Here is an 11194-nt window from a genome sequence, read left to right on the forward strand (position 1 = left end):
ACCGTGAGCCGCCTCGACGAGTTCAACAGCGAGCCCGCCGACGCCGCCGTCGAGCAGCTGCGCGGCTGCAACGCCGCGCCGCGCTTCGCCGCCGAGCTGGTCGCCGGCCGCCCGTTCCCCGACGCCGACACCCTCGTCCGCCGGGCCGGGGAGGTGGCGCGGGCGCTGCCGTGGGACGAGGTGCAGCTGGCGCTGGCCGCGCACCCGCGGATCGGCGACCGGGTGGAGGGCTCCTCGGCCGAGGCGCAGGCCTCCCGCCGGGAGCAGGGCTCGATGGGCGGGGCCGACGACGGCACGCGCGCCGCGATCGTCGAGGGCAACCGCGCCTACGAGGAGCGGTTCGGGCACGTCTACCTGATCCGCGCCGCCGGCCGGTCCCCGGAGGAGATGCTCGCCGAGCTGCGCCGCCGGCTCGGCAACGACGAGGACGCCGAGCGGGCCGAGGTGGTCGAGCAGCTGGCGCAGATCAGCGAGCTGCGGGTGCGCGGGCTGGTGGGCGCGTGAGCGTGTCCACGCACGTGCTCGACGCCGTCGCCGGGCGGCCGGCCGCCGGGGTCGCCGTCCGCTTGCTCGCCGGGGACGTCGTCGTCGCCGAGGGCGTCACCGACGACGACGGCCGCTGCCGGCTCACCGAGGACGCCACCGCCGCCGGCCCCCACCGGCTGGTGTTCGCCACCGGGGCCTGGTTCGAGGCACGCGGGATGGCGGCGTTCTGGCCGGAGGTCACGCTGACCTTCGCCGTCACCGAGCCCGCCGCCCACCACCACGTGCCGCTGCTGCTGTCGCCGTTCGCCTACTCGACCTACCGCGGGAGCTGACCGGCCCACCCGTCAGCCGGATCCCGCACTCCCGGGTCTGCGGCAGGGCGGAGGTCACCACCCAGGCCGGAGGTCACCACGCGGGCGTGGCGACCACTCCCGACCGCGTGCGCCGGTCCTCAGAGGAAGGCTTCCAGCCACGTGAGGTCGTCGTCCCGGTCGATGCGGTACACGCCGCCCGTCCCCGCGCACGTGCTGTTCAGTCCGAAGGACGTCACGCCGCCGACGACGTTCGTGTCCCCGATGAAGTTCGGGCCCCCCGAGTCACCGAAGCAGGTGCCGCCCGTGCGGGCGTTGTTGGACAGCAGCAGCGAGTCGTTCCCCACGATGCCGCGGTTGATCTGCACCAGGTGCGGGCGGGAGATCATCCGGATGCGGTCGGCCTGCTCCTTCCAGGACGCGGCGTCCGGGAAGGACTTCTGCAGGCCGTACCCCACGGCCGTGAAGACGGTGCGCGCGCCCGGGGACAGCGTGTCGAGCTGATCGAGGGAGGGGAGCTGGCCGTACTCCTCCACGTAGACGGGCTCGTCCAGCACGACGACCCCGAGGTCGTGGAGGTAGAAGGCGGCGTCGTCGTACTCCAGGTGGGTGTAGGGGGTACCGCCCACGTCGCCCTCGTAGGGATAGCCGTTCTCCGGGATCCCGCTCTCGACGTCCTGGTCGAACCAGATCTCGACGTGGTCGGCGCCGTACGTGCAGTGGCCCGCCGTCAGGAACAGGGTCGGGGAGATCAACGTGCCGCTGCACCGCCACAGCGGCTCGCCATCAGCGTCCTGGGCCACCATCAGGCCGACGAACGGGTACTCGTTCCCGGTGTCGGGGACACCGTCAGTGACCGCGCCCGCAGGCGTCGCCAGGAGCGCCGGGCCGATGAGCAGGGCTGCCAGCAGAGTGAGGGTCCTGCGCATGGAATCCCCCATGACGGTGAGCCGATCCGCGGGGCGACAGCGTGGGGGCTCGGCTGGTACGGGTCAACCCCGCCGAGTGCACGATGGGCGGCCCGGGGAGGGCCCCACCGGCCGGTCGGCCACAGCGGGTCGGGCGGCAGGACGGACGGTGACGGCCGAGAGGGCATGACGCCGTCGACCGGCCCGGCCGATCGGGCCCGGCGCCGGGACGTCCACGCCGTGCCCGACCGCGGGAGCTGAGCGCGCCAGGTTCCACGTGCAACACCCGCGCAACCGGAGTGCGGCAGGCTGCGCGGCATGGCGATCGTGCTCGGACCCAACCAGTACGGGAAGGCGGAGGTCCGCGTCGTCGCGGTCGACCGCAGCTCCCCGCGGCACGACCTCGTCGACCTGAACGTGAGCACCAGCCTGCGCGGGGACTTCACCGCCGCGCACACGCAGGGCGACAACGCGCACGTCCTGACCACCGACGCGCAGAAGAACACCGTGTTCGCCTTCGCCCGCGACGGCGTCGGCTCCCCGGAGGCGTTCGGCCTGCGGCTGGCCCGCCAACTCGCCGGCTCCTACGACTGGATCACCGGCGCCCGGGTGGCCGTGGAGTCCTACGGCTGGGAGCGGATCGCCGTCGGCGGGCAGCCGCACGACCACGCCTTCCGCCGGCCCGGTGGGGAGGTCCGGACGTCGGTGGTCACCGCCGACGGCGACGACCTGCACGTGCTGGCCGGCCTGACCGACCTCGTCGTCCTCAAGACCACCGGCTCGGAGTTCCGGGGCTTCCCGCGCGACCGGTACACGACCCTGGCCGAGACCCGCGACCGCGTCCTCGCCACCGCGGTCACCGCGCGCTGGCGGTACACGTCGGCCGACCTCGACTGGGACGGGCTGTTCACCGGCGTCCGGACGACGCTGCTCGAGGCGTTCGCCGCCACCCACTCCCTCGCGCTGCAGCAGACGCTGTACCGGATGGGCGAGGCGGTGCTCGAGGCCTTCCCCGACGTCGCCGAGGTGCGGATGTCGATGCCGAACAGGCACCACTTCCTGCAGGACCTCTCGGCGTACGGCCTGGACAACACCCCCGGCCCGGACCACCCCGTCGTCTACCACGCCGACGACCGGCCCTACGGGCTCATCGAGGGCGCCGTCCTCCGCGACGACGTCCCGCCCGCCGAGGTCGCGTGGCTGGGCACGCCGGGCTTCTGCTGAGGTGGGCCCGTGAGCGACGAGCGCGAGGTCCTGACCTACGAGCTGTTCGGCACCGCGGCGCGGGAGCTGGCCCAGCAGGTCGCCGACGACGGCTTCGAGCCCGACCTGATCCTGTCGATCGCCCGCGGCGGGCTCTTCCTCGGCGGCGCGCTGGGCTACGCGCTCGACGTCAAGAACCTGTTCGTGATGAACGTGGAGTTCTACACCGGCGTCGACGAGCGGCTGGACCTGCCGGTGGTACTCCCGCCGACGCTGGACGCCGTCGACCTCACCGGGGCTGACGTGCTGGTCGCCGACGACGTCGCCGACACCGGCAAGACGCTGGAGCTGGTCCGCGACTTCTGCGCGGGCTACGTCTCCGACGTGCGGACGGCGGTCGTCTACGAGAAGCCGCACTCGGTGGTCAGCTGCGACTACGTGTGGAAGCGCACCGACCGCTGGATCGACTTCCCGTGGTCGTCGCTGCCGCCGGTGCGCACGCGCAGCGACCGCCCCGCCCACTGATGCACGTCGAGCTGAGCCTGGCGCTCTGACGAGCCCGGCGGTCAGCGCCGGGTGGAGACGGTGACGGTGAACCGGCGGTCGTGCGCGGCCGCGCGGGTCGGGCCGACCAGCCGCCGCAGCGCCGCCCGGTGCGGCAGCCGGTTGTTGTAGACCGCCCACAGCTCCCCGCCCGGCCGCAGCACCCGCGCCGCGGCGGCGAACAGCCGGTCGGCGGCGGCGGTGACGACGGCGGCACCGAGGTGGAACGGCGGGTTGCAGACGACGAGGTCCACGCCGGCGTCGGGCAGGGCCGCGGCGGCGTCGTCGCGCAGGACGGGCACCCGCTCCAGCCCGGCGCGGGCGAGCGTGGCCCGCGCGGAGGCGACCGCGGCGGCCGACTGGTCGGTGGCGGTCACCGCCAGGTCCGGCCGGGAGCGGGCGAGGACGGCGGCCAGCACGCCGGTGCCGCAGCCGAGGTCCAGGGCGGTGCGCGCGTCCGGGGCGGCGCCCTCGAGCGCGGCGAGCAGCAGCCGGGTGCCCTCGTCGACCCGGGCGCCGGCGAACGCGGCGCCGTGCGCGCAGACGTCGAGGTCCAGGGCGTCGTCGTGCCGGCAGCGGGGGAAGGACGGCGCGACGCCGGGCCGCGGCCCGCGGGCGACCAGCACCCGCGACTTCTGCCGGGCGAGGGTGGCCGAGACCTCGCCGAACCCGGTGCGCAGCACGTCGTTCATGCCGAGGGTCATGTGCTTGACCCGCCCGCCGACCAGCACGGTGACGTCCGGGGCGGCCGCGGCGGCGGCGAGCTCGGTCAGCTCGCGCAGCGCGTCGAGGGCCTTGGGCGCGCGGGCCAGCACGAGCGTCGCGCCGTCGAACAGGGCGGCGTCGAGGTCCCCGGTCCGGTAGGTGCCGGCCAGCCCGGTGCGCCCGGCGTTCCGGGCCAGCGCCCGCTCGCCGACCAGCAGGTCCTGGGCCACCCGCACGTCGCGCGCCCCGGCCGCGACCGCGCCGAGGGTCAGTGCGCCGTACGCGTCGTCGACGACGACCACCCGCTGCCCGGGCAGGCCCTCCGCGGTGTCGAGCAGCAGCCGGTCGGTGGCGTCGACGGCGACCAGGTCCGGTGCCTCGACGTCGGGCTCCCGCCGCAGCTGGGCGAGCACCTCGGCGGCAGAGATGGCCACTTCTGCCGCTCGTCAGGACACCGGTGTGGCGGCGACGAAGGAGGCGACCACCCGGCCCAGCTCCGGGCCGACGTCCTCCTGGAGGAAGTGCCCGCCGCCGCGCAGGGTGGTGTGCGGCATGCCCTGGGCGCCGGGCACCAGCCGCTGGAAGACGCGGTCGCCGCCGCCGGTGATCGGGTCGGAGTCGGAGAACGCGGTGAGCAGCGGCTTCTCCCAGCGGGTGAGGACCTCCCACGCGGCCCGGTTGGCGGCCGCGGCGGGGTCGTCGGGCGCCGTCGGCACCAGGCTCGGGAAGACCCGGGCGCCGGCCTTGGACGCCTCGTCGGGGAACGGCGCGTCGTAGGCGGCGACCACCTCGGGCGGCAGGTCGGTGACCGTGCCGTTGGCGACGACCCGGCCGACGTCGAAGGCCCGCGCGGTGGCGGCGAAGCGCTGCCAGGCGAGGAACGCCTCGCTCATCGGGGCGTCACCGGTGGGCAGGCCGGTGTTGGCGACGACGAGCCGGGCGAACCGGTCGGGGTGCTCGGCCGCCAGGCGCAGGCCGATCAGCCCGCCCCAGTCCTGGCCGACCAGCGTGACCCCGACCAGGCCGAGGCCCTCGAACAGCGTCTGCCGCATCCACTCGACGTGCGCCGCGTAGCTGTAGGCGGCCGGGTCGGTGGGCTTGTCCGAGCGGCCGAAGCCGACCAGGTCGGGGGCGACGACGCGCAGGCCGGCGGCGGTGAGCTCCGGGACCACGTGCCGCCAGAGGAAGGACCAGGACGGCTCGCCGTGCAGCAGGACGACGACCTCGCCGGAGGCCGGGCCGACGTCGACCACCGCGACCCGCAGCGGCGTGCCGTCCCCGCCGTCGAAGGTGACGTACGTGGGCGGGTACGGGAAGTCCGGCAGCGCGGCGAAGCGCTCCTCCGGCGTGCGGACGACGTCCATGGGTCCCTCCGGTGACGTGCTGGAACGGCCCCGCTGCAGGATCCCGCCGCGAGCGGAGCGAGTGGTGGGGGGCAGTGGGGTCCTTCGTCAGACGCCGGGGAGGCCGACCGGGCAGCTCACGCCGGTCGAGTGCACCGGGCAGTAGCCGTTCGGCACCTTGTGCAGGTACTGCTGGTGGTGGTCCTCAGCATGGAAGAAGGACGTCGCCACGTCGCCGAGCGGGGCGATCTCGGTGGTGATGTCGCCGTAGCCGGCCGCCCTCAGCCGCTCCTGGTACCGGTCGCGGCTGGCGCGCGCGGCGGCCTCCTGCTCCGGCGTCTGGAAGTAGATCGCCGAGCGGTACTGCGTGCCGACGTCGTTGCCCTGCCGCATGCCCTGGGTGGGGTCGTGGTCCTCCCAGAAGACCTTGAGCAGCCCGCCGTAGGTGACGACGGCGGGGTCGAAGACGACGAGGACGACCTCGGTGTGCCCGGTGCGCGCCGAGCACACCTCCTCGTACGTGGGATTGGGCGTGTGGCCACCCGCGTAGCCGGCGGCGGTGGACCAGACGCCGGGCACCTGCCAGAACACCTTCTCGACGCCCCAGAAGCAGCCGGCACCGAAGACGGCGGTCTGCATCCCCTCGGGGAACGGCGGCTGGATGCGGTTGCCGTTCACGGCGTGGGTCTCCGGGACGTGCGGCAGCGGGTCGGGACGACCCGGCAGCGCGTCCTCCGGCGACACCGGCGTGGTCCTGGACCGGGAGAACAACACGAGCCGAGCCTAGGACGGCCCCGCCCCCCGGCGGCGCGGCCGCCTGGCAGCGGCGGCAGGATCGCGGGCAGACCCCACCCGACGACGCAGGAGGTCCCCGTGCCGATCCCCGCCCGCGAGTGGCACCTCGCCGCCCGGCCCGAGGGTGAGCCCACCCCCGACGACTTCCGGCTGGTCGAGGTCGAACACCCCGACCCGGCCGAGGGCCAGGTGGTGGTGCGGATGGTCGCCATGTCGGTGGACCCCTACATGCGTGGCCGGATGCGCCTGGGCCCCTCCTACGCGGCGCCGTGGGAGGTCGGCGAGGTGATGAAGGGCGGCGCGGTCGGCCGCGTCGTCGAGTCCCGCTCCCCCGACGTCCCCGAGGGGGCGCTGGTGCTCACCGACGCCGCCTGGCGCGACGTCGCCGTCCTCGATGCCCGGCACGTCCGGCAGCTGCCCGCCACCGAGGACCTCCCGCTCACCTACTCCCTCGGCGTCCTCGGGATGCCGGGCCTGACCGCCTGGGCGGGGCTGTTCCGGGTGGCCGCCTTCCGCGAGGGCGACGCCGTGTTCGTCTCCGGCGCGGCCGGGGCGGTGGGCAGCGCGGTCGGCCAGTTCGCGCGGCTGCGCGGCGCCTCGGCGGTGGTCGGCAGCGCGGGCAGCCCGGACAAGGTGGCCTGGCTGCGCGAGATCGGCTTCACCGCCGCCTTCGACTACCACGACGGCCGGGTCAAGGACCTGCTGGCGCAGGCCGCGCCCGACGGCATCGACGTCTACTTCGACAACGTCGGCGGCGAGCACCTCGACGCCGCGCTGGGTGCGCTGCACGTGCACGGCCGGGCGGTCATCTGCGGTGCCATCTCGAGCTACAACGCCACCGGGTCGGTGCCCGGGCCGAAGAACTTCAGCTCGCTGATGATCGCCAAGCGGCTGGCGGTCTCCGGCCTGCTCGTCGGCGACCACACCGACCTGCACGGCGAGTTCACCGAGACGGTGTCCGGGTGGATCCGGTCGGGGCAGCTCGCCGTCCGCGAGACCGTCTACGAGGGGCTGGAGAACGCCGTCCCCGCCTTCCTCGACCTCCTCAAGGGGGCCAACACCGGGAAGATGGTCGTCCGGCTGGCGCCCGACCCCGATTGAGTCGGGACGGCACCGGGAAGGGGCCGGGGATGTGGCTGCTACTCACCCGCCGGCTGCGGGTCTGGTTCATCGTGACCGTCCTCGTCCCCCTGGGCACCGGGCTGCTCCGGCGCGCCGGGCTCGCCCTCGAGCGGCGGACCGGGCCGACCCAGCTCAGCCGCGGGCTGCTGCGGGCCGGTGACCTCGGCGACCGCGCGCGGGCCCGGCTGCGCGGCGGTGGCCGACGGCGCCGGTGACCACCGCCGAACGGGTCCCGGCCCTCGACCACACCCCGGCGACCGCGCCCACCCGCGCGGTCGCCGTGTTCGCGCACGGTGGCACGGTGAGCAGCGTCGAGCCACCGCGGGAGCGGGCGCTGTCGCTGGTGCGGATGCGGGCGATCCAGGAGGCGGTGTCCCGCGCCGCGGGCGGGCGGGGCGTGGAGACCTACCTGGTCCGCTACCGCGTGGCGGGCTGGAACGGGGCCGCCGCCGACGCGCACGCCGACGTCCGCTGGGCGCTGGACCGCGTGCGCGAGCGGCACGGCGACGTCCCGGTGGTGCTGGTCGGGCACTCGATGGGCGGCCGGGCGGTGCTGCGCGCGGGCGACGACCCGTCGGTCACCGCGGTCTGCGGGCTCGCGCCGTGGACGCCGCCGGGCGAGCCGGTCGGCCACCTGCGCGGCCGCACGGTCGTCCTCGCCCACGGCCGCGGCGACCGCTGGGTGCCGGCGCGGCTGTCGGCGGACTTCGCCGTGCGCGCGCACCGGGCCGGCGCGCGGGTCGCGCGGTTCACGCTGCCCGGCGGGCACGGCATGGTGCGCCGGGTCGGCCGGTGGCACGCGCTGGTCCGCGACGTCGTCCTGGCCGGCGCCGGGCTGGCCCCGTGGCGGGCCGACCTGGGGGACGCTCTGGGCGCCCCGGACGGGGAGGGGCTCGCCGTCCCGCTGTGAGGCGGCGCCCGAGGACAGGGAGCGCGCGTGGAGGAAGTGCTCGCCGACGTCGTCGGCGTCATGGTCACCGTCGTCGAGGCGTGCGGGGCCGTGGTGATCTTCGCCGGCGCGCTGTGGGCCTTCGCCCGCTTCCTGTGGGTGGGGCTGCGCCGCGGCGGGACGTCGGCCTTCGTGCCGGTCCGGCTCACCCTGGGCCGGTTCCTCGCCCTGGGCCTGGAGTTCCAGCTGGCCAGCGACGTGCTGCGGACGGCGGTCGCGCCGAGCTTCCGCGAGCTGGGCCAGCTGGCCGCCGTCGCGGCGATCCGCACGGCGCTGAACTACTTCCTGTCGAAGGAGATCGCCGAGGAGCGGCGGCAGGTCGCCGAGGAGACCGGCGCGCCGGCGCCCGACCCGGCGTCGGCCGAGCACCGCGGGCGCGGGGTGTGACCTCGCTCGGCCCCGCCCCCGGGCTGCTCGCCCTCGCCGTCAGCGGGCTCGCCCTGGTCGCCGGGGCGGTGACCCTCGCGAGCACCCGGCGGCCCCGGCTCGCACTCGCGGTGTTCCTGGACCTCCTGCTCGCGGCCGGGCTGCTGCGCCTGGCCGTCGAGCCGACCTGGTCGTCGGTGGGCACCGCGGCCGCCGTCGTCGCGCTGCGCCGGGTGATCGGCGCGGGCCTGCGGGCGGGCGGCCGGGCACTGTCCCCGCCGGTCGTGACACGGCCGGGCCCGGACCGCTGGCCTCCGCGCCCGTGACTGCCGGGTGGGTCTCGCGCCGCGCACGGATCGGGTCCCCGGCCGCCGGGTGAGCCCGCGGCGGGCCCGCGCCCCGCCGTCGCCGTCCTGTCCCCGCCCCCCTCCCGCACGACCCGGACAGGACCCATGACCCATCCCCTCGGCGCCGGGCTGCGCCGCGTCCACGACACCCTCCGCGCCGACCTGCGTGCCCTGCAGGCGGCCGCGGCCGGGGGCGCGCTCTCCCGGACTCCCGCGCGCGGACGGCGGACCCGATCGTCAGGAGAACAGCGCGCTGTAGCCGTTGAGCGCGGGCTGGCCGCCGAGGTGGGCGTAGAGCACCGTCGACGACGGGTCGATCTCGCGGCGGCCGACCAGGTCGAGCAGGGCGGCCATCGACTTCCCCTCGTACACGGGGTCGGTGACCATGCCCTCGGTGCGGGCGGCGGTCTCCATCGCGCGGATCGTCGCCGCGTCGGGGATGCCGTACACGCCGCCGTGGAAGCGCTCGTCGAGCTCCACGTCGTCCAGGCTCAGCTCCCGCTGCACACCGATGGCGCGCGCGGTCCGCTGGGCGATCCGCAGCACCTGGTCGCGGGTCTCGGCGGGCTTGGCGGAGGCGTCGACGCCGAGCACCCGCCGCGGCCGGCCGCCCTGCTCCTCGAGCAGCGCGAACCCGGCGACCATCCCGGCCTGCGTGGACCCGGTGACCGAGCAGACGACGACGGTGTCGAAGAAGACGCCGAGCTCGGACTCCTGCTGTGCCACCTCCAGCGCCCAGTTGGCGAACCCGTGCCCGCCGAGCGGGTGGTCGCTGGCGCCGGCCGGGATGGCGTACGGCTTGCCCCCGCGGGCCTCGATCTCGGCGAGCGCGGCCTCCCAGCTCTCCTTGAACCCGATGCCGAACCCGGCCTCGACCAGCCGCACGTCGGCACCGGCCAGCCGGCTGACCAGGATGTTGCCGACCTTGTCGTAGACGGCGTCGGGCCAGTCCACCCAGCTCTCCTGCACGAGCACGCAGGACAGCCCCACGTGGGCGGCGACGGCGGCCACCTGCCGGGTGTGGTTGCTCTGCACGCCGCCGATGGAGACGAGGGTGTCGCAGCCCTGGGCGAGCGCGTCGGCGACCAGGTACTCCAGCTTGCGGGTCTTGTTGCCGCCGTAGGCGATGCCGGAGTTGCAGTCCTCCCGCTTGGCCCAGACCTCGGCGCCGCCGAGGTGCGCGGTGAGCCGGTCCAGCCGGTGCACCGGCGAGGGGCCGAACAGCAGCGGGGTGCGGGGGAAGTCAGCGAGGCTCGTCATCGGTATCCTCCAGTTCGGACAGCAGCGCGGTCCAGATCTCGGTCGTGGTGGCGACGGCGGCGTCGACGTCGGCGGCCGCCCAGGCGGCGATCAGGCGGTCGTGCAGGGCGACGGACCCGCGGCCGTGCGCCGCGGCGAACCGGGCCCGCTCCAGGCGGCGGACGGCGGGGGTGAGCCGCTCGACGGTCGCGGTCAGCGCGGTGTTGCCGGCCCGGTCGAGCAGCACGCCGTGCAGCTCGTCGTCGGCGGCGAGCGCCGCGTCGAGGTCGCCGGCGTCCACGGCGGCGGCGAAGCGCTCGTTGGCCGCGCGCATCGCGGCGACGTCGTCGCCGCTCACCCGGCCGGCCGCCTCCCGGGCGGCGAGCTCGTGCATCGCCCGGACGACGACGGCGGCGTCGCGCACCTGCCGCGGCCGCAGCGGGGTGACCCGCGTGTGGCTCTGCGGCTTCGCCTCGACCAGCCCCTCGTCGACCAGCTTGGCCAGCGCGGCGCGCACCGGCGCCACCGACAGGCCCAGGCGGCCGGCCAGCTCGGTGTCCTTGACGACGGCGCCGGGGGCCAGGTCGCCGCTGACGATCGCCGACCGGATGCGGGCCAGGGCCTGGTCGCGCAGCAGCACCCGGCCGACGGGGACGAGCGGGGTGGTCACCACTGACATCTCAGATGTCAGAGCCTGCGGCGTCAACCCCTCCCCCGGGGGGGGGGGGGGGGGGGGGGGGGGGGGGGGGGGGGGGGGGGGGGGGGGGGGGGGGGGGGGGGGGGGGGGGGGGGGGGGGGGGCGGGGGCGGGCGGGGGGGGGCGGGGGGGGGGGCGGGGGGGGGGGGGCGGCGGGGAGGCGCGGCGGGCGGGCGCGGGA

At 76.0% G+C, this 11194-nt stretch carries 15 protein-coding genes; 9 read left to right on the top strand and 6 right to left on the bottom strand.

The genetic code is table 11. The features are described 5' to 3' along the window. Window positions 1–3 precede the first annotated feature (3 nt). Both uraD and uraH read left to right on the top strand, forming a co-directional pair. The gene (gene uraD / locus ACI79B_RS19205; RefSeq protein ID WP_456930399.1) at window positions 4–504 is read left to right on the top strand and encodes a 2-oxo-4-hydroxy-4-carboxy-5-ureidoimidazoline decarboxylase; all 501 of its coding nucleotides are present in this window, start codon (window positions 4–6) and stop codon (window positions 502–504) included. Continuing rightward, on the top strand, window positions 501–818 hold the full coding sequence (gene uraH, locus ACI79B_RS19210) for a hydroxyisourate hydrolase (RefSeq protein ID WP_456930398.1): 318 nt from the start codon (window positions 501–503) through the stop codon (window positions 816–818). Before uraD ends, uraH begins: the two co-directional genes overlap by 4 nt. A gap of 119 nt (window positions 819–937) precedes the next feature. Here uraH and ACI79B_RS19215 read toward each other — a convergent pair whose 3' ends face one another. Further along, the gene (locus ACI79B_RS19215) at window positions 938–1726 is read right to left on the bottom strand and encodes a S1 family peptidase (protein WP_456930397.1); all 789 of its coding nucleotides are present in this window, start codon (window positions 1724–1726) and stop codon (window positions 938–940) included. Between the two features lie 297 nt (window positions 1727–2023). Between ACI79B_RS19215 and pucL the strand changes: the two genes are divergently transcribed. Both pucL and ACI79B_RS19225 read left to right on the top strand, forming a co-directional pair. After that, a complete protein-coding gene (gene pucL, locus ACI79B_RS19220; RefSeq protein WP_456930396.1) occupies window positions 2024–2929 on the top strand; it encodes a factor-independent urate hydroxylase in 906 nt (301 codons plus the stop codon). Window positions 2930–2938: 9 nt separating this feature from the next. After that, entirely contained in the window at window positions 2939–3433 is a 495-nt protein-coding gene (locus ACI79B_RS19225; RefSeq protein WP_456930395.1) for a phosphoribosyltransferase, read from the top strand. A gap of 41 nt (window positions 3434–3474) precedes the next feature. Here ACI79B_RS19225 and ACI79B_RS19230 read toward each other — a convergent pair whose 3' ends face one another. The 3 genes from ACI79B_RS19230 to msrA all read right to left on the bottom strand — a co-directional run bounded on the left by ACI79B_RS19230 (window position 3475) and on the right by msrA (window position 6273). Beyond that, window positions 3475–4590 carry a class I SAM-dependent methyltransferase gene (locus ACI79B_RS19230; protein WP_456930394.1) on the bottom strand — a complete coding sequence of 372 codons (1116 nt, stop codon included), beginning with the start codon at window positions 4588–4590 and terminating at the stop codon, window positions 3475–3477. Between the two features lie 12 nt (window positions 4591–4602). Then, on the bottom strand, window positions 4603–5520 hold the full coding sequence (locus ACI79B_RS19235) for a haloalkane dehalogenase (protein ID WP_456930393.1): 918 nt from the start codon (window positions 5518–5520) through the stop codon (window positions 4603–4605). Between the two features lie 87 nt (window positions 5521–5607). Beyond that, complete coding sequence (gene msrA / locus ACI79B_RS19240) at window positions 5608–6273, bottom strand: peptide-methionine (S)-S-oxide reductase MsrA (protein ID WP_456930392.1); 666 nt, start codon at window positions 6271–6273, stop codon at window positions 5608–5610. A gap of 99 nt (window positions 6274–6372) precedes the next feature. Between msrA and ACI79B_RS19245 the strand changes: the two genes are divergently transcribed. The 5 genes from ACI79B_RS19245 to ACI79B_RS19265 are packed head-to-tail and all read left to right on the top strand — an operon-like array spanning window position 6373 to window position 9057. Then, the gene (locus ACI79B_RS19245; protein ID WP_456930391.1) at window positions 6373–7395 is read left to right on the top strand and encodes an NADP-dependent oxidoreductase; all 1023 of its coding nucleotides are present in this window, start codon (window positions 6373–6375) and stop codon (window positions 7393–7395) included. 29 nt (window positions 7396–7424) lie between these two features. Next, window positions 7425–7631 (top strand): hypothetical protein, encoded by a 207-nt coding sequence (locus tag ACI79B_RS19250; protein WP_387991279.1) that lies wholly within the window; start codon window positions 7425–7427, stop codon window positions 7629–7631. Beyond that, complete coding sequence (locus ACI79B_RS19255) at window positions 7628–8326, top strand: alpha/beta fold hydrolase (protein ID WP_456930390.1); 699 nt, start codon at window positions 7628–7630, stop codon at window positions 8324–8326. The genes ACI79B_RS19250 and ACI79B_RS19255 overlap by 4 nt, the downstream gene beginning before the upstream one ends. A gap of 27 nt (window positions 8327–8353) precedes the next feature. Beyond that, the gene (locus ACI79B_RS19260) at window positions 8354–8752 is read left to right on the top strand and encodes a DUF1622 domain-containing protein (RefSeq protein WP_456930389.1); all 399 of its coding nucleotides are present in this window, start codon (window positions 8354–8356) and stop codon (window positions 8750–8752) included. Then, window positions 8749–9057, top strand: a complete 309-nt coding sequence (locus ACI79B_RS19265; protein ID WP_456930388.1) for a DUF1622 domain-containing protein — start codon at window positions 8749–8751, stop codon at window positions 9055–9057. The genes ACI79B_RS19260 and ACI79B_RS19265 overlap by 4 nt, the downstream gene beginning before the upstream one ends. A gap of 258 nt (window positions 9058–9315) precedes the next feature. On the opposite strand, the gene ACI79B_RS19270 is transcribed toward ACI79B_RS19265, so the two are convergent. Then, complete coding sequence (locus ACI79B_RS19270; RefSeq protein ID WP_456930387.1) at window positions 9316–10338, bottom strand: 1-aminocyclopropane-1-carboxylate deaminase; 1023 nt, start codon at window positions 10336–10338, stop codon at window positions 9316–9318. Further along, window positions 10322–10987, bottom strand: coding sequence for a GntR family transcriptional regulator (locus tag ACI79B_RS19275; protein ID WP_456930386.1), 666 nt, complete (start codon window positions 10985–10987; stop codon window positions 10322–10324). The genes ACI79B_RS19270 and ACI79B_RS19275 overlap by 17 nt, the downstream gene beginning before the upstream one ends. Window positions 10988–11194: the final 207 nt, after the last annotated feature.

The sequence above is a fragment of the Geodermatophilus sp. SYSU D00879 genome (assembly GCF_054050375.1).

Bases quoted from the DNA above. Each gene is read 5' to 3' on its own strand.
- ACI79B_RS19215 (WP_456930397.1), bottom strand. From the start codon at position 1,726: ATGCGCAGGACCCTCACTCTGCTGGCAGCCCTGCTCATCGGCCCGGCG.
- pucL (WP_456930396.1), top strand. From the start codon at position 2,024: ATGGCGATCGTGCTCGGACCCAACCAGTACGGGAAGGCGGAGGTCCGC.
- ACI79B_RS19235 (WP_456930393.1), bottom strand. From the start codon at position 5,520: ATGGACGTCGTCCGCACGCCGGAGGAGCGCTTCGCCGCGCTGCCGGAC.
- ACI79B_RS19250 (WP_387991279.1), top strand. From the start codon at position 7,425: ATGTGGCTGCTACTCACCCGCCGGCTGCGGGTCTGGTTCATCGTGACC.
- ACI79B_RS19270 (WP_456930387.1), bottom strand. From the start codon at position 10,338: ATGACGAGCCTCGCTGACTTCCCCCGCACCCCGCTGCTGTTCGGCCCC.